The organism is Paenibacillus lactis (assembly GCF_017873605.1).
Taxonomy (GTDB): domain Bacteria; phylum Bacillota; class Bacilli; order Paenibacillales; family Paenibacillaceae; genus Paenibacillus_AQ; species Paenibacillus_AQ lactis.
Window position 1 is genome coordinate 583,362 of record NZ_JAGGKI010000003.1, and the last position, 16,111, is coordinate 599,472.

At 52.3% G+C, this 16,111-nt stretch carries 17 protein-coding genes, 16 tRNA genes and 1 rRNA gene; 1 reads left to right on the top strand and 33 read right to left on the bottom strand.

The features are described from left to right. Nucleotides 1–48: 48 nt before the first annotated feature. The 6 genes from yunB to J2Z18_RS08430 form a co-directional block, all read right to left on the bottom strand. Nucleotides 49–1,053 (bottom strand): sporulation protein YunB, encoded by a 1,005-nt coding sequence (yunB, locus tag J2Z18_RS08405; protein ID WP_007131949.1) that lies wholly within the window; start codon nucleotides 1,051–1,053, stop codon nucleotides 49–51. Nucleotides 1,054–1,161: 108 nt separating this feature from the next. Beyond that, nucleotides 1,162–1,569 carry an ArsR/SmtB family transcription factor gene (locus J2Z18_RS08410; RefSeq protein ID WP_007131948.1) on the bottom strand — a complete coding sequence of 136 codons (408 nt, stop codon included), beginning with the start codon at nucleotides 1,567–1,569 and terminating at the stop codon, nucleotides 1,162–1,164. A 3-nt stretch (nucleotides 1,570–1,572) separates the two neighbouring features. Then, the gene (locus tag J2Z18_RS08415) at nucleotides 1,573–1,998 is read right to left on the bottom strand and encodes an SRPBCC family protein (RefSeq protein WP_028404773.1); all 426 of its coding nucleotides are present in this window, start codon (nucleotides 1,996–1,998) and stop codon (nucleotides 1,573–1,575) included. Nucleotides 1,999–2,141: 143 nt separating this feature from the next. Further along, on the bottom strand, nucleotides 2,142–2,567 hold the full coding sequence (locus tag J2Z18_RS08420; protein ID WP_210094570.1) for a DUF1801 domain-containing protein: 426 nt from the start codon (nucleotides 2,565–2,567) through the stop codon (nucleotides 2,142–2,144). 168 nt (nucleotides 2,568–2,735) lie between these two features. After that, nucleotides 2,736–3,545: a TrmH family RNA methyltransferase gene (locus J2Z18_RS08425; RefSeq protein WP_028404771.1), complete on the bottom strand. Its 810-nt coding sequence runs from the start codon at nucleotides 3,543–3,545 to the stop codon at nucleotides 2,736–2,738. 79 nt (nucleotides 3,546–3,624) lie between these two features. Further along, entirely contained in the window at nucleotides 3,625–4,287 is a 663-nt protein-coding gene (locus J2Z18_RS08430) for a potassium channel family protein (protein WP_007131944.1), read from the bottom strand. A gap of 152 nt (nucleotides 4,288–4,439) precedes the next feature. Here J2Z18_RS08430 and sspI point away from each other — a divergent pair, with 152 nt between their 5' ends. Next, nucleotides 4,440–4,679 carry a small acid-soluble spore protein SspI gene (sspI, locus tag J2Z18_RS08435; protein ID WP_007131943.1) on the top strand — a complete coding sequence of 80 codons (240 nt, stop codon included), beginning with the start codon at nucleotides 4,440–4,442 and terminating at the stop codon, nucleotides 4,677–4,679. Between the two features lie 81 nt (nucleotides 4,680–4,760). Here the strand turns inward: sspI and J2Z18_RS08440 are convergent, their stop codons facing one another. The 27 genes from J2Z18_RS08440 to J2Z18_RS08570 all read right to left on the bottom strand — a co-directional run. After that, nucleotides 4,761–6,341, bottom strand: a complete 1,581-nt coding sequence (locus J2Z18_RS08440; protein ID WP_210094571.1) for a peptide chain release factor 3 — start codon at nucleotides 6,339–6,341, stop codon at nucleotides 4,761–4,763. Nucleotides 6,342–6,455: 114 nt separating this feature from the next. Then, nucleotides 6,456–8,006: a glucose-6-phosphate dehydrogenase gene (gene zwf, locus J2Z18_RS08445; protein ID WP_007131941.1), complete on the bottom strand. Its 1,551-nt coding sequence runs from the start codon at nucleotides 8,004–8,006 to the stop codon at nucleotides 6,456–6,458. A 137-nt stretch (nucleotides 8,007–8,143) separates the two neighbouring features. After that, nucleotides 8,144–8,932, bottom strand: a complete 789-nt coding sequence (locus J2Z18_RS08450) for a YwmB family TATA-box binding protein (protein WP_312889577.1) — start codon at nucleotides 8,930–8,932, stop codon at nucleotides 8,144–8,146. Nucleotides 8,933–9,031: 99 nt separating this feature from the next. Further along, nucleotides 9,032–9,676, bottom strand: coding sequence for a response regulator (locus J2Z18_RS08455; RefSeq protein WP_007131939.1), 645 nt, complete (start codon nucleotides 9,674–9,676; stop codon nucleotides 9,032–9,034). Then, nucleotides 9,660–10,733, bottom strand: coding sequence for a histidine kinase (locus tag J2Z18_RS08460; RefSeq protein ID WP_210094572.1), 1,074 nt, complete (start codon nucleotides 10,731–10,733; stop codon nucleotides 9,660–9,662). Before J2Z18_RS08460 ends, J2Z18_RS08455 begins: the two co-directional genes overlap by 17 nt. 49 nt (nucleotides 10,734–10,782) lie before the next feature. After that, the gene (gene liaF, locus J2Z18_RS08465) at nucleotides 10,783–11,427 is read right to left on the bottom strand and encodes a cell wall-active antibiotics response protein LiaF (protein ID WP_210094573.1); all 645 of its coding nucleotides are present in this window, start codon (nucleotides 11,425–11,427) and stop codon (nucleotides 10,783–10,785) included. A 174-nt stretch (nucleotides 11,428–11,601) separates the two neighbouring features. Beyond that, nucleotides 11,602–12,288, bottom strand: a complete 687-nt coding sequence (locus J2Z18_RS08470) for a PspA/IM30 family protein (RefSeq protein ID WP_007131936.1) — start codon at nucleotides 12,286–12,288, stop codon at nucleotides 11,602–11,604. Nucleotide 12,289: 1 nt separating this feature from the next. Continuing rightward, a complete protein-coding gene (locus tag J2Z18_RS08475) occupies nucleotides 12,290–12,787 on the bottom strand; it encodes a PspC domain-containing protein (RefSeq protein ID WP_028404769.1) in 498 nt (165 codons plus the stop codon). 2 nt (nucleotides 12,788–12,789) lie between these two features. After that, the gene (locus J2Z18_RS08480) at nucleotides 12,790–13,464 is read right to left on the bottom strand and encodes a PspA/IM30 family protein (RefSeq protein ID WP_007131934.1); all 675 of its coding nucleotides are present in this window, start codon (nucleotides 13,462–13,464) and stop codon (nucleotides 12,790–12,792) included. Between the two features lie 71 nt (nucleotides 13,465–13,535). Continuing rightward, on the bottom strand, nucleotides 13,536–13,835 hold the full coding sequence (locus J2Z18_RS08485) for a hypothetical protein (RefSeq protein WP_007131933.1): 300 nt from the start codon (nucleotides 13,833–13,835) through the stop codon (nucleotides 13,536–13,538). 370 nt (nucleotides 13,836–14,205) lie between these two features. Further along, nucleotides 14,206–14,285 (bottom strand) — tRNA-Leu (locus J2Z18_RS08490). Between the two features lie 7 nt (nucleotides 14,286–14,292). After that, nucleotides 14,293–14,366, bottom strand: a tRNA-Arg gene (locus J2Z18_RS08495). Nucleotides 14,367–14,377: 11 nt separating this feature from the next. Beyond that, nucleotides 14,378–14,451: transfer RNA gene (locus tag J2Z18_RS08500), tRNA-Cys, on the bottom strand. A gap of 11 nt (nucleotides 14,452–14,462) precedes the next feature. Continuing rightward, nucleotides 14,463–14,537, bottom strand: a tRNA-Gly gene (locus J2Z18_RS08505). 8 nt (nucleotides 14,538–14,545) lie between these two features. Next, nucleotides 14,546–14,620: transfer RNA gene (locus J2Z18_RS08510), tRNA-Gln, on the bottom strand. Between the two features lie 16 nt (nucleotides 14,621–14,636). Further along, nucleotides 14,637–14,712 (bottom strand) — tRNA-His (locus J2Z18_RS08515). Between the two features lie 20 nt (nucleotides 14,713–14,732). Further along, nucleotides 14,733–14,806: transfer RNA gene (locus J2Z18_RS08520), tRNA-Trp, on the bottom strand. 7 nt (nucleotides 14,807–14,813) lie between these two features. Continuing rightward, nucleotides 14,814–14,899, bottom strand: a tRNA-Tyr gene (locus J2Z18_RS08525). Nucleotides 14,900–14,903: 4 nt separating this feature from the next. Then, nucleotides 14,904–14,979, bottom strand: a tRNA-Thr gene (locus J2Z18_RS08530). 18 nt (nucleotides 14,980–14,997) lie between these two features. Then, a tRNA-Phe gene (locus tag J2Z18_RS08535) sits at nucleotides 14,998–15,073 on the bottom strand. 65 nt (nucleotides 15,074–15,138) lie between these two features. Beyond that, nucleotides 15,139–15,215 (bottom strand) — tRNA-Asp (locus J2Z18_RS08540). 29 nt (nucleotides 15,216–15,244) lie between these two features. Further along, nucleotides 15,245–15,321, bottom strand: a tRNA-Met gene (locus tag J2Z18_RS08545). 29 nt (nucleotides 15,322–15,350) lie between these two features. Then, nucleotides 15,351–15,426 (bottom strand) — tRNA-Val (locus J2Z18_RS08550). Nucleotides 15,427–15,491: 65 nt separating this feature from the next. Next, nucleotides 15,492–15,566: transfer RNA gene (locus J2Z18_RS08555), tRNA-Glu, on the bottom strand. 15 nt (nucleotides 15,567–15,581) lie between these two features. Next, nucleotides 15,582–15,673: transfer RNA gene (locus tag J2Z18_RS08560), tRNA-Ser, on the bottom strand. 5 nt (nucleotides 15,674–15,678) lie between these two features. Beyond that, nucleotides 15,679–15,754 (bottom strand) — tRNA-Asn (locus J2Z18_RS08565). Between the two features lie 161 nt (nucleotides 15,755–15,915). Then, nucleotides 15,916–16,111, bottom strand: a 23S ribosomal RNA gene (locus J2Z18_RS08570); the annotation flags it as partial.

The window sequence follows — 16,111 nt, forward strand, 5'->3', positions numbered from 1 at the left end:
CAGGACGCGTTTTTTTATAATAAGAGCCTGCTGCTTCGTTCAGCTGCCCTAGTGTCCCGTCACTCCCCCTTCGGGCTGGGCCGGACTGTCGGATTCCCCTGCAGGCGTTTCCCCCGGTGCAGGAGTCGAGCCTGGCGATGTAGCGCCTGGACTCGTGGTGCCTGACGGCGGCGTAATGAGCGGCGTGTCTCCGGTGCTTCCTTGCGGCTCTCCCTCTTTTGCGCTGTTTTCATTGGAGGAAGGCGGAGGGATGGCAATGCTTGGCGCGCTCGCTTTATTTTCGCCGACGGCTTTTCCTTGCGCGTCATAGTAATACATAGGCACGTCCCCTACAACGAGCAGGTAGGAGATCGGGATATCGGTCTCAACGGTCTGCGGCTCCATATCGAACGGGACGACCACCGCCACCTCGGTCACGATATGGACGAACACTTCGACCAGAATCATATTGATCCCGGCTCCCTGCTGACGGGTGTCCAGCTGCACCTTTACCGCTCCCTGCGGCTCGATTTTCAGCGGAATCTGGGGACCGAACGAGGCGATGATCGGGCTCTTGAGCACTTGGCCCAGCGGGATATGCTCCTTCCGCTTGTGGATATCATCCAGCGTTTGCTGAACGACCTGCGTCGTATGCGACGTAATTTTCAGGTGCTCTGCATAATTCAGCATAAACCCCGTCACTTTACCGCTGCTGTCTGTTTTCCAATTCACCAGGTTCTCGAAATCCTGGCCTTGCGTTACCTGGGAAGTGATCGCTTTATTGATTGCCTCCGTGGCGATTTGCTTAACCCGGATTTGGGCAAGATGCATGATCGGCGGCCTGAGATTCCGTTCAATATGCATAAAAAACTGCGTAATTCCAAAGATAATCAGCACGATTGCGATAAGCCACCATTTCTTCCTGCTGCGCCGCTTAGCGACCTGTGGACGGCCCCCGCTTCTCGGCGGTACCGCCCGGAACCCTCTCCTGGACGGCTTGAACGCTCGGCGTGGTTTCGGCCATGACAGGGACGGAAAGGATAAACGCCTGCTTCCCCATCTCTTTCGTCTCAAACTGTATCCCCCCTATTCGGGCGTCCTGGATGCGGCAAGATCACCCTGGCAAGCTCCTCCTGTATAGAGGGTATGCGGACAACCGGCAAAAAAGAAGAGCAGGGATCGTTATCCCTGCTCTTCTTGATTCGGGCGAGACTTTCGTGACACCAGGGAAAGGGCTGGATCCTGGCCTTCCGGCGTTTCTCGATCCATCGAACCCTCCTCCACATAATGCTTCAGCATCGATAGCTTGTTTTCCCAGAAACGATCGAAATAGGACAGCCAGTCCTTCAGATCCTGCAGCGGCCCTGCATCCAGACGATATCGCGTCTCCCGTCCGACCTTGCGTTCCTTCACAAGCCCGGCTTCCTCCAGAATGCGAAGATGCTTCGACACCGCCGGCCGGGTCATGGAGAAATGCCCGGTAATATCCTTGACCGGCATTTCCTTCTCGCTCAAAAGGCCAAGAAGCTTACGGCGCGTTGGATCGGCGATCGCCTGAAAAACGTCGTGCCTCGGAGCGGCCCCGGACATGGCTTATCCCTCGACATATCCGGCGAGCTTTTGAACAAGGCCTGCCCAGCCGTTATCCATGCGCCCGCGAACAAGCTCGTGAGCTTCCCCGAATTCCGTAACCTGATCAGCAGTCCAGCCGCCGTGAATAAGCGTAAACTCGGTATGCTCGCCCTGCTCAACCAGCTCGAACGTTAGCGTCCAGTCCTTCCCCCAATTAAAGCTTAACCGATGGGGCGGGTCGAGCTCGGTTACCTTACATGGGGACATGCCGAATGGCCCGGCATTCAGTTGAAATTCAAAGCCCAAGGCTGGCTCGAAGTTGTTCGGCATAAACCAAGCCGCAATCCCTTCGGATGTAGCCACCGCCTGCCACACCTTGTCGATCGGAGCCTTTAAAGTAAGCGTATGTCGTATATCCGGCAGTTTAGCACCGCTTGCGTTGTCCATCATCATCCTACCTCGCTTTATCCAATATTACGAAACTGTTTGGTTTCATAATAGCATTATATGAAACCAAACGGTTTCATGTCAACTGCCATAACTTGCCTGTCTTCCATACCGTTAAGCCATACGCGTCGTTCCCCAAAGACTCACTCCTGAACCGGATAGGTTCGCTGGAGAAAATCGATGGATTGCCGAATGAGCTGCTTAAGCACCACTTCATCGATATCGGCAACTTTATTGATATAGACGCAGCCTTTCCCGGCGGTATATTTGCCGAAGCTTGCCAGCAGCTCCTCGCGATGCTCATCTCCCGGCGCAAAATACAGGCTTATCTTCGCCTTTCTCGGAGAGAAGCCGACATACGGCGCATCGCCTTCATGCCCGGAAGCATACCGGTAATGATAGGAACCGAATCCGATGATGCTGGGCCCCCACATTTTAGCGGGAAAACCGCTCGTCTCCGTAAAAATGTCCAGCAGACGATAAGCATCCTCCCGCTTTTTGGGATTGTCCACCTGCTCGATAAATTCGATGACGCTGTTTTCCGTCTCTTTCGTTTTTTGCTCGTACATGCCGCTTTCCCCTCTCCCCGGTATCATTTTCATCATTCCCTATCCAACGAAGCTGTATAAGACGGCTGTTATGCCCATCCTGTAAGATCGTTCCATGATATCCTGGCCCTCTCTCATCGACGAATCGATTATCAAGTAAAAAAGACTGGAGCCGATCGACAAACTCGATCAATGTCCAGTCTTGCTGTCGCTGTATTCCCGCTGACGCAGCGCTTCATACATAAGGACGGAGGCTGCCATCGCCGCATTCAGCGATTCGGCTTGTCCAGGCATGGGGATACGAATCGCATCGTCCACCAGAGCTGCAACCTCGGGGGATACCCCGCTTCCTTCACTGCCGATGACGATCCAGCATGTTCCTTGAAAGTCATACTCGAAGCATGAGCGCTTTCCTTCGAGCAGCGTGGTCACCAGCCGGGCACCTTTCGCTCGAGCCTCCGGCAAAATCTCCAGGAGATCGCCTTCAAGCACCGGCAAATGAAATAACGATCCCATCGTGGAGCGAAGCGTTTTCGGATTGTAAACATCGGCGCAGCCTCGGCCAAGCACAACGCCTGCAGCTCCTACTGCATCCGCCGTACGGATAATGGTTCCGACATTTCCCGGATCCTGCAAACCATCCAGAACCATCACAAGGCCTCCTTCACGCATGATCAGATCCTGCCATTGCCCGGCTTCCTTGCGAACGACGGCAAATACCGGCTGCGGGGAAGGCGTATCGCTTACTTTGGCAATCACCGCATGGGATACGCCGATCCATTCTACACCCTGTTCCGTGTCCGGTATGCCAGTAAGCTCCCGAGGGATGCCCCGCTCGATGTCAAAGGCCACGCACTCGACATCCGCACCCGAGGACAGCGCCTCCTGCACCAGATGAATCCCCTCAACCACATACTTGTTTTGCTTGTCCCTATGCTTTTTCTCTTGCAGCTGAGCCCAGCTCTTCACGCGGGCATTCTGCGGCGATAATATCTCCATCGCTCTATCCACCGTTCCTCTATACAATTAAGAAAGAATTCATGGCCTGGCTATTAGCCGGCTTGATTCGATATTAGGTTCATTTCGGGTAAGCCAGCTCCAGCTTCGCCAGATCGTTCTTGTGACCGACGATAACAAGAATGTCGCCCTCTTCGATGCGGTCTTCCGGATGGGGTGAAATGTTCATATCCGATTCGCTGCGGATCGCCATAACGTTGCAGCCGAACCGGGCCCGAATATCCAGCTCTCTCAGATTGTGCCCGAGCAGTTCCCCCGTTGCCTGCATCTCCATAATGCTGTAATCATCCGACAGGTCGATATAGTCCAAAATGTTCGGAGACACCAGATGATGCGCAACCCGGAGCCCCATATCCCGTTCGGGGAAAATCACCTTATCCGCCCCGATCTTATGAAGCACTTTGCCGTGCAGTTCATTTTTTGCCTTGACGACGATCGCCGGCACGCCAAGATCCTTCAAGATCAATGTCGTCAAAATACTGGACTGGATGTCCTCCCCTATAGCCACGACAACGACATCGAAGTTGCGAATGCCGAGCGCCCGCAGCGCTTCTTCATCAGTCGAATCCGCCGATACCGCGTGCGTAACCATATTAGCGATTTCCTGCACGCGCTGCTCACTTGCGTCCACGGCCAATACATCAAAGCCCATGGTGCTTAATTCCTTCGCTACACTCGTGCCAAAACGTCCCATACCGATTACTGCGTACTGTTTCTTCGCCATTTATATAATCCTCCCGCGAGCCTAGATCCATTCCGCATTGTTCTGGTTATTCGTTATTTCAGTATACCATACTGTCCCGAATACTTGAATGTAACTGCCTCTCTACGGGTACATTACCAATGACCCTTTCATAAACAAGGAGGAACATTTCGATGTCCATATTGTTAGATCTACGGCAAGCTGTCATTCACAAAGTCCATAATCAGGACCAAGAAGAGCTGCGCTCCATGATCGAGGGTTCCGTCGACGGGCCGGAAGCCGCCCTGCCGGGACTAGGGGTAATGTTTGAAATGATGTGGAAGGACATGGATGCTTCCGAGCAAAACCAGCTCGTCTCCTCCCTTCACGAGCATCTGAAGCACGTCACCCCCGGGAACCTAACGCAAGGCTAAGACGGCCGGCGGCCGAAAAAGAAACAATCCTCAAAGCTTGAACAGCCTGAGGATTGTTTTTTTGCTTATATCAAGGAGAGCTTACGGTGCAGTCTCCAAAAATTTAGCCGTCGGATTTTTCTCCATCGCGGTTCTCATCGCATACTCGTTCTCGAATAACACCACGAAGTTTTCCTTCTTATCCTTCACCAATGTCGAGTTAATCCGGAATTTGGAAGGGTCGATCTGGTCATCAACGATCCAGCGGGCGAACTGGTATGGCAGCCGCTGAAGCTGAACGTCAACCCCGTATTCGGCCTTCATCCGGTGCTCAAATACCTCGAATTGGAGCTGGCCGACAACGCCGAGAATGATTTCATCGAAGCTGGTCGTCCGGAACACCTGGATGGTGCCCTCCTCTGTTAGCTGATCGATCCCCTTCTGGTACTGTTTATGCTTGAGTGCATTTTTTACGGTAGCCTTGGCAAAGATCTCAGGCGAGAACGTAGGCAGCTCATCGAACACGACCTCCCGTCCTTGACTGAGCGAATCGCCGATACGGAAAATACCCGGATCAAACAGGCCGATAATGTCGCCAGGATACGCCTCTTGGACAATATCCCGGTCCTGCGCCAGAAACTGCTGCGGCTGCGAGAGCTTGATCTCCTTGCCGGCCCGGACGTGCTTCACGCTCATTCCGCGCTCAAACTTGCCCGATACGATACGCAAAAATGCGATACGGTCGCGATGCGCCGGATTCATGTTGGCTTGAATCTTGAATACATATCCCGAGAACTTCTCGTCCGTCGGCTCCACCAGGCCTTCCGTGCTGCGACGCGGCTCGGGCTTCGGTGCCAGCTGGAGGAAATTCTCCAGGAAGGTCTGCACGCCGAAATTGTTAATGGCGCTGCCGAAGAATACCGGGGTCAGTTGCCCCTGCAGCACTTTTTCGTAATCAAACGGATCGCCCGCCACATCGAGCAGCTCCAAATCCTGGCACAGCTGATCATGCAAGTAATCGCCGGCCATCTCGCGGATCAGCGGGTCCTCATAGCCTTCAACCTTTTGCACCTGGATCGTTGAATGGTCATCCCCCTGGAACAGCTCCACCTGGTTCTTCACCCGATCATATACGCCGCACAGATCCCGGCCGGAGCCGATCGGCCAATTCATCGGAACCGAACGGATGCCGAGCACTTGCTCCAACTCCTCCATCAGATCGAACGGGCTCCGCCCTTCCCGGTCCAGCTTGTTGATAAACGTAAAAATCGGGATGCCCCGCTTCGCACACACCTGGAACAGCTTGATCGTCTGGGCCTCGACCCCTTTAGCTACGTCGATCAACATGACGGCGCTGTCTGCAGCGGTCAGCGTACGGTACGTATCTTCACTGAAATCTTGGTGGCCCGGGGTATCCAAAATGTTAATCCGATGCCCAAGATAGTCAAATTGCATGACGGATGAAGTGACCGAGATACCGCGCTGCTTCTCGATTTCCATCCAGTCACTTGTCGCATGTTTGCTCGCCTTGCGCGCTTTTACAGTTCCCGCCAATCGAATGGCGCCCCCGAACAGGAGCAGCTTCTCGGTCAGCGTTGTTTTACCGGCGTCAGGGTGGGAAATAATCGCAAACGTACGGCGTTTATCCACTTCCTGCTTTAATTCATCGCTTAGCTTTGCCATCACACAAATCCCTTCATTACTAAAGTCATGTATATCATTGTACCACAATTGATACGCAAATCATCCCCACGCATGTGCGCATGGGGATGATTTTCTAGGCATATATCGAACGCGTTATTCGCCTTTTAGCCAAACCACATTATCTTCCAGCTGACCGTTCACCGGCCACCAGTGGAAGCCGTCTTCCTTAAGAAGCTCGTCGGCCTTGGCCGGGCCCCAGGAGCCTGCAGGATAGGACTCCAGCTCACCCTGGTTCTCTCTCCATGCGCTTGCGATGCGATCCACGAAGGACCATGCCGAAGCGACTTCATCCCAGCGGGTGAAATAAGTGGAGTCTCCGCGGGCAGCATCATGCAGCAGCCGCTCGTACGCTTCCGGCGAGTTAATGCCAACGATGCAGCTTTGGCAGAAATCCATGGCCACCGGCGCGATTTCCGATTCCGAGCCCGGCTTCTTGGCATTGATCTTCACATAGATGCCTTCCATCGGGTTAACGCGAATAACAAGCAGGTTTGGCTCAAGCGAATGCTTTTGGCCCAAGTATACGTTGTTCGGCATCCGTTTGAATTCCACGACCACCTCAGTCGTCTTGACCGGAAGACGCTTGCCAGTGCGGATGTAGAACGGAACGCCTGCCCAGCGGAAGTTGTCGACAAAGACTCTTGCGGCAAAATACGTCTCCGTATTGGATTCCGGGTTCACCTTATCCTCTTCCCGATATGCCGGCAATTCCTTGCCGCCCGCAGAACCTCTTGTATATTGGCCGCGAACGACGTTCTTCGCCACTTCCTCATGGGTAGCGTAAGGACGAAGGGAACGAAGCACCTTGACCTTCTCATCCCGAATGTCCTCGGCAAGCAGACGGCTAGGCGGCTCCATCGCGATCATCGTCAGCAGCTGCAGCATATGGTTCTGACCCATATCCCGCAGGGCGCCGGCATGATCGTAGTAGCCTCCTCGCTCTTCTACGCCAACCGTCTCGCCAAGCGTAATTTGAACGTTAGCGATATGCTTGTTGTTCCAGAGCGGCTCGAAGAACGCATTGGCGAAGCGGATGACTTCGATGTTCTGAACCATTTCCTTCCCGAGGTAATGGTCGATGCGGTAGATTTCTTCTTCTTTGAACACTTTGCGAATTTCTTCGTTCAGCTTGGCAGCCGACTCCAGATCGTAGCCGAACGGCTTCTCGATCACAAGACGGTTCCAGCCTGCGCCTTCCAGCATGCCGCCCTTCATCAGGTTGAACGATACGCTGCCGAACAGCTCCGGTGCAAGAGCCAGATAGAACAGGCGGTTGCCCGGGATGTTGAACTTCGCTTCCAGCTGCTCCGTTTGTTCGCGAAGCTCACGGAAGCCGTCGATATTGTTAATGTCTAATGATTTATATTCAAAATGCTGCGCGAAGGCATTCCACTCCTGATCCTGCTCGGAACTGTACCGGCAGAATTCCTGGATGGAACGGTAAACGTCCTCCCGAAATTCCTCTTGGGTGCGCGGACGACGCGCCACGCCGATTACTGCAAAATCCTCATCCAGTTTCCCTTCACGATAAAGACTGTAGATCGCCGGAAACAGCTTGCGTCTTGCCAAATCACCGGTCGCCCCAAAGATGAAAAATACCGCTCCCGGTGCCTTCAATGTATCTAGATTTTGTTTTTCAGCCATGGCTCCTCATTCTTTCTATGTAATATAGTGTATTTTTATGCATCTGGACTTTCTTTGATTTGATGACATTTTAGCACATTCATATCAACTATGCTATCTCATTCCGCATTTTTTCATTATAGTTTCAGATGCTGTTTTCAATATTCTACAGTAATGACGGGAAATCCGATCGTGATTCTACTACTTTTCTTCATCGAATCTTCATGCACTGCCAGCTGCATATGAATCGGTTGCTCCCCGCTTTTGACGAAAGTGCCCAGCGCTGGAGCTTCGTAGGATCGGCTGACCGTCTTTCCGTCTTCATAATCCTCCACCAAGCGCATCGTCAATGTCCGGCCAAGATCCCCTTCAAGCCGACCGATCGTCTCGGCAGCTCCTTCTTGCCTTGCGCTGTAGCCTTGAACGGCAGCATTCATCGCGGCCTCGACGCCGGCATGAGCCAGTTCATCCAGCACGCGCTGCTGCATCCCAATCATCCGCTCGCCCTGCGCCTCCCCTTCGGCGGTCAGCATTACCCGTACATAGCTTCCCCCTAGATGGGTAAGCGCCCAATCCATCTGGACCGGAAGGCCCTCGAGAGTCCCTTCGGAACGGAACACTTCGTTTCCATGCACCTTTCCTGCAGTGACTGCAGGAAGGCCGAGTGCCTGTGCAACCTGCTCAGCGGAAGCCATGGCTTGGTCTCTGGAGACCGCCTGACTTTCACCCTGCAGTTTAACGGTGAAGCGAACGTCCGAATCCACATGCTCCCGTCCAAGCTTGAGGAGAAGCCGCAAATCGCGCTCTGCTTGAGCAGCTGCGGCCGGTGCTTCATGAGCACTTCCGGACAACGGACTGGATTTTACGTCTGAAAATCCGACCAGTATTCCCACCAAGCTGCATAGCACCATTACCATCCCCAATATTTGAAATGATATTCTCCTCACCGCTCGTCACGCTCCCCGTACAATCTATCAATCTAGTAAAAGGATCGCCGATTCGGGAGGAAAATATACAAGCAGGCATAAAAAAATGAGCCGGCTCTTCTACTCAGCCAACCCATTTTTGTACGCATATATAGCCGCTTGGGTACGATCCTCAACGCCAAGCTTGCCCAGAATATTCGTAACGTGAAATTTCACCGTCTTGATTCCAATGATAAGCTCATCGGCAATATCCTGATTCGATTTGCCTTGGGCGAGCAGACGCAGAACCTCCATTTCCCGGTCCGTCAAATCCTGATGAGCCGGAGCCTCGTTTTGCGGATGACGGAAACGATTCATCATCTTGGAAGCGACCTGCGACTCCAGAACCGACTGTCCGCGTGCCGCTGCGCGTATAGCGTCCGCAACCTCGGAGGCCCGGGATGTTTTTAGCAGATAGCTAAAGGCGCCGGCTTCAATGACCGGATACATCTTCTCGTCGTCCAGGTAACTCGTCAGCACAATCACCTTGAGATTCGGGAACTGCTTCATGAGCTGCCGGGTCGTCTCGATCCCGTCCATTCCGTCCATCACCAGATCCATCAGCACCACATCCGGTTGATACTCCTGAGCAAGCCGGATGCCTTCCTCACCGCTGCCTGCCTCCCCTACAACTTCGATCCCATCCTCCGTGCCCAGCACGGCGGCGAGGCCGATCCGGACCATCTCGTGATCGTCCACCAGCAGCACTTTAATCGGTGTTTCCATCGCTATCCCCCCGTTTGCGTTCTTCATTCATCAGCGGTACCGTAATTTCAATGCGTGTTCCTTTGCCGGGGGCGGTAATAAACTGAATGGAGCCCCCGATCTCCGTGACCCGTTCCTGCATGGTCGACAGGCCGTAAGAGGTTTGCTTCTTGTCATCCAGCTCAAACCCTACACCGTCATCGCGGAGCATTACCCGAACGGTATTCTGCTTCCGGTGAATGCGGATATCCATTTTGTCCGCCTTGGCATGACGAAGCGTGTTGGACATGGCCTCTTGAATGATCCGGAACAAGTGGTTCTCGATTCCCTTCACCAAGTGAATATCCTCGTCCATTTCAAACGTAATTTCCATCGGCACTTTAATCTGCAGTTCTTTAATCAGATCCCGCAGACCTTGCTCCAAGGCTTTACCCTCCAAATAGACCGGCCGCAAATGAAGGAGCAGCGCCCTCATCTCGGACTGGGCAACCGCCGACATTTCCTCGATCAGAGCCACCTGGCGCTGGGCTTTGTCAAAATCCTTATCCAGCGTCCTGCCAACCGCCGTGGCGGTCATCGAAATGGCGAACAGCTGCTGGGACACCGCATCGTGCAGCTCGCGGGCCAGTCGCTGCCTCTCTTCGACGATCGCCGTCACCCGGGCTTGCTCCGCCAGCTGGGCGTTATTGGTCGACAGCCGCTGCAAGGAGGAGACCTGGTCCTCCCAACGCTTGCTGATGCGCACCAGCTGCTCGCCCAGCCGTCCGACTTCGTCCTCCCCGATATCCGGCATCACATCGGTCAGACTGCCCTTCTCCCAGCTTACCAGCGTTTCCCGTACAAGATCAATTCTTCGTTTGACCCGATATCCTTGATAAAACCCATAAATGGCCCCAAGACCGACCGGCAGAAGCACGATGGTGATCAGCGCTTCAATCCGCCCCTTCCAGGTCTCAAACGGCTGTAAGTACCCGTATGTATACAGCAAGTACAACACGATCAGCATGACAACCAATCCCAGAAGGGCTCCCTCGCGCATGCTACGGGTTATGATGTTTGCTTTTTTTTCCGTTTCCACGGGGCAACCCTCCTGATTGGTATCCAAATCCAATGTATGAATAAGTCATTTACGTCATTCGTATACTCAAATCTCCGCCTAAATACAAAACGATGAATTTCACTTTATATTCGCTCGTCTCATAGTTGGGAGATTGATAACGTACGCGATTCATGATGCCCGTCTCCTTCCGGTCGCCCATATGGATCGATCCGAACAGGATGAAGGCCTCGATTTCCACCCCGTAATAATCGGGGATCATCAGATCGATATCCCCAAGCAAACCGTGAAACATCATAACCGTATGACGCTCCTCCGGCAGAGCCAGGGACAGGTCCACATCAGCTTCTCCGAGCACATGCCATATGCTCAGACTGCGCATAACCCATGGCGACTGGTCCCAATCGAAGTTGGACATAAAGCTTTGCTTCTGGACATAGCCGGTTGTACCATGCGCCCGTCTGGATTTTCCGTAGAAAATGCCAAGCGAGATCAGGCTGACGCCGATAATCAGCATGAGGTGCTCCAGCATCAGCATGACAGCTCCGACCCCGAGCAGAATGTAGCCTCTCTTCACTTGGCCTGTGCGGACCTGAAGCACGCCTGCAAACATGAGCAACAGGGCGACAATGGTAAAGAAACCGAACCATCGGCCGAAGAGCATAATAAAACCTAAACAGATGAACCCTACTGCGATCCAGCGGTTTCGATCCATGTCGCACCTCCTTGATGACGAAATATAAAGCCGGGAAAAGCCATATCCATGAGGAGCCCCTCACGGTATGGCTTTGTCCTATACTACTCGGACTGCTTCATCCGTATAGCATATCATATGAACCCGGAATTTCGCATACGGTTTTTCATTTATTTTGCTAAGTTTCCTGAACAATTACTCCGATTTCGAGGTGTTGTTCAGTTTGTTCTTTAGCGCTTCCAGCTGCTCATCGACTTTCAGCTGCTTCTCGGCATCCACCGGGCTGGTGTAAGCCGCGTTGTTCGGACGGTATGGTGCGCGAAGCACGTCCGCTTCTGCCTCCATTTGCATGATTTTTTCCTCCATGCGGTGGAAGCCCATCGAAGCGCTGCCGCTCTCAATCGTATGCAAGCTGCTCACTTGAGACATTTGCTTCTTGGCTTTGGCCATTTGCGCACGAGCTACGAGCTCATTGCGCTTGTTGCGCATTTTATAAAACTCGTCTTTCATTTGATGAAGCTGGGCAACCAGTTCTTTAGCTTGGGATTCCGATTGCAGGTGCAGCTCGGAGTACTCGGTAACTTTTTGATCGAAGTAGATTTTTTCCTCCAGAAGCTTGCGTGCAACTTCTTCCTGACCGTTCTTCAGAGCCAGCTCGGCTTGTGCCTCGCGCTGTGCAGCCATCTTAACCGCTTCGTCCACGCGCTGCTTCATCCGACGCTCATTCGCCATTTGCTTCGCTACGGTTACTTCAGCCTCGTGAATTTCTGCTTCCATGTCGCGCAGATACTGGTTCAACATCACAATCGGGTCTTCTACCTTATCCAGCAGCTCATTCACCGACGCCTTTGTCATATCTTTAATTCTTTTAAATACTCCCATGTTACTTATCTCCCTTCTCATAATCCGATAGTTTTTTCTTCAACTCTTCAATTTCTTTTTGCAATGCCTTCTTCTCGATGTCTTGCATCATCGCATCCAGACCGGAATCGGCGGATGCGTTATTCCGGGGACCATAGCCTGGATCCGGCCGGCCGGATCGATCATATTTCGGTCCAAAGCCGCCTTCATTCGGATATCCTGGACGACCATAGTTATCGTTATAGCCGTTATATCCGGGTCCAGGTGCATCATTGAAACGATAGCCTCCATGTCCTCCATGTCTTCCATGAGGTGCGTATGGATCGTGGTAATACGGCGGCTCTTTGGAAACAACCAACGACGCGATCAGGTAAATTAATAGTGTTGTACCGCCAGTGAAAAAGATACTGACTACAAATATAATTCTGAGGATGGTCGATTCGACTCCGAAATAATCGGATAGGCCGCCGATCAACCCGGTAAACATTTTGTCTCGGGTAGAACGGTACAATCTAGTCATGATTACTCCTTTCCGCTGTCATTCAGCTTTTGCTTCAAACGGGCAAGCTCCTTTTCGAGTACGGAAGAGACGGTATTGCCTGCCTGCTCCACATACTCCTGGCCCATCCGGCGTAAATCGCGCAAGCTTCTGGCTTCAAGCTCCCAATCGCTGATGCGATCCTCGAGCCGGTTGAACATCTTCGGAACATCTTGACCACCGTATGCACCGGTGCGTTCATTCATCTTCTGCTGCAGACGGAGTGTCTCCATTCGGGCAACATAGTATTGACGCTTGCTGTATACAGTTTGATACTCCATGCGGAGCTCCCCGAGCTGCTCTTCAATCTCTCTCAGCGATTCCAGGCTGGTAGACAACAAGCCTTGGTATTGTTCAATCTTTTCTTCATAGATCAGCTTCTCTTGAAGTGCCAGCTTCGCCAGATGATCCTCACCGGCTTTCAATGCAAGCAGCGCTTGTTCCTCACGCTTATCCCGCATCGTCTCGGCTTGGTCAACCTGCTGCTTCAGTTGCCTGGAGTGAGTCTGGCATTGCTGCAGAAGCTTCTCGGCTTCCGTGATGTCTTGTCTTGTCGAATGAAGGAACTGGTCGATCAATCTGACCGGATCCTGACTCTGCTCGAGTCTTTCATTCAAGGTTGCAACGGTAATATCTCGTATCCGTCTGAAAACACTCATTTGGGTTTAGCCCTCCTCTTCTATCAACTTCTTATCCTTAACTTCAGCTGGCTGTTATCCTATAATCGCATTTAGTAACGCGGTCTTCCCTTCTTGAATCGGGACAACCCATAGATGATCAGGATAATACCGAGTACCGGACCGATGAGCCAAGACAGCTTACCCATCAACCAGATGACGCCGATACCGAGAATGATCCACCCGATCAGAGCGTTGCCTCTCCGAATTCCGTAATATCCCAAAGCGATCATCAGAACGGGAAGCAAAAGACTGAACAACCATCCGAGCAGAGGAGCGAATACACCCAGAAGAATCAAAACCCCTAAACCAATCAGCAGGAGACTTAATCCGTTTCCTCTCGAATATCTCATTTATACACCGCCTTTCTGTCGTTTGATCGTTGTTTATGTGTTCAACCTTATGACTCTATTCTAGGTAATTTCACGCTTCACTAAAACGGACTGCGGACGGTTTTTGCACCTAGACCTAAGTCGGGGCCTTCTATAGACCTGCGTCCAATCCATTCCTGGCCCATTTTAAAGCGGGCCGGATCGCCTATTCGCCATTGCATCCAAACGGTGCTCGATCCATAGAAACCCGCGCTCTTCTTTCATAGGAACAACGCACTTCGACAAGAAGCACATCTCACTGCAGTTGAACGCTGTCATACCAACCGATCATCAGACGAAAAACGCAAAAAAGGAATGCAGACGATAATCGTCTTGCATTCCTTTTGCATGATGCCGGTGAAGGGACTCGAACCCCCACGGTTTCCCTCACGATTTTGAGTCGCGCGCGTCTGCCAATTCCGCCACACCGGCATAAAAGCGTGCCCTAAGAGATTCGAACTCCTGACCTTTTGATTCGTAGTCAAACGCTCTATCCAGCTGAGCTAAGGGCACAGATTGGTAAATGGAGGCGCCACCCAGATTCGAACTGGGGATAAAGCTTTTGCAGAGCTGTGCCTTACCACTTGGCTATGGCGCCACAAATAAAAATGGAGCGGACGACGGGAATCGAACCCGCGACCCTCGCCTTGGCAAGGCGATGCTCTACCGCTGAGCCACGTCCGCAGAAATCATGGCTGGGGATATAGGATTCGAACCTATGCATGACGGAGTCAAAGTCCGTTGCCTTACCGCTTGGCTAATCCCCAATATGATTTTGAAATATGGGGCGATCGATGGGACTTGAACCCACGAATGCCGGAGCCACAATCCGGTGCGTTAACCCCTTCGCCACGACCGCCATATTTATAAATTTTCGATTGGCAGGGGCAGCAGGAATTGAACCCACACTAACGGTTTTGGAGACCGCTGTTCTACCTTTAAACTATGCCCCTATAAAACTGGTGGAGGATGATGGATTCGAACCACCGAACTCGTAAGAGAACAGATTTACAGTCTGCTGCGTTTGGCCACTTCGCTAATCCTCCATAGTGGTGCCGGCGAGAGGACTTGAACCCCCAACCTACTGATTACAAGTCAGTTGCTCTACCAATTGAGCTACACCGGCGTATGCAATTGTGAAACATGGTGGCTCGGGACGGAATCGAACCGCCGACACGAGGATTTTCAGTCCTCTGCTCTACCGACTGAGCTACCGAGCCTTACGCTCTTCGTGACTTCGACGAATCCCATATCGGACACTCATCTCATCCCAAAAGTTAAAAAATGGCGGAACTGACGGGATTCGAACCCGCGATCTCCTGCGTGACAGGCAGGCATGTTAGGCCTCTACACCACAGTTCCACGAGGCACTATCGCTAATGCGATATAATTGGTTGCGGGGGCAGGATTTGAACCTGCGACCTTCGGGTTATGAGCCCGACGAGCTACCGAACTGCTCCACCCCGCGCCATTATAAAAGGGTTACATTGTTATTTATGGTGGAGGCTGAGGGGATCGAACCCCCGACCCTCTGCTTGTAAGGCAGATGCTCTCCCAGCTGAGCTAAGCCTCCGTAACAAAGCGATTTCTATCATACCAGATAACCGGCGACGAAATCAAGTCTTTTTAAAAGAAAGATGGTGACCCGTAGGGGATTCGAACCCCTGTTACCTCCGTGAAAGGGAGGTGTCTTAACCCCTTGACCAACGGGCCTTACTTAAATAATAGTGGCGGAGAGAGAGGGATTCGAACCCTCGAGACGCTTTTGACGCCTACACGATTTCCAATCGTGCTCCTTCGGCCAACTCGGACACCTCTCCATAAATGGCTCCCCGAACAGGACTCGAACCTGTGACAACTCGATTAACAGTCGAGTGCTCTACCAACTGAGCTATCAGGGAACATTATTCAGTTCAAGTGATGATTTGATCACCTGAAAACTAGATACGAAACGTCTTTGCGTTGATTAGAATCCGTAGCATTGTCCCAATGTGGTATCGGGGTCCCCGAAAAGTATTCGGCATCCGCTTCAAAGCTTCGCTTCACTTTTTGGGGTGTTGTTTAGGATAAGCCCTCGACCGATTAGTATTGGTCAGCTCCATGCATTGCTGCACTTCCACCTCCAACCTATCTACCTCGTCGTCTTCAAGGGGTCTTACTAATTGGGAAATCTCATCTTGAGGGGGGCTTCACGCTTAGATGCTTTCAGCGCTTATCCCGTCCGTACGTAGCTACCCAGCCATGCTCCTGGCGGAACA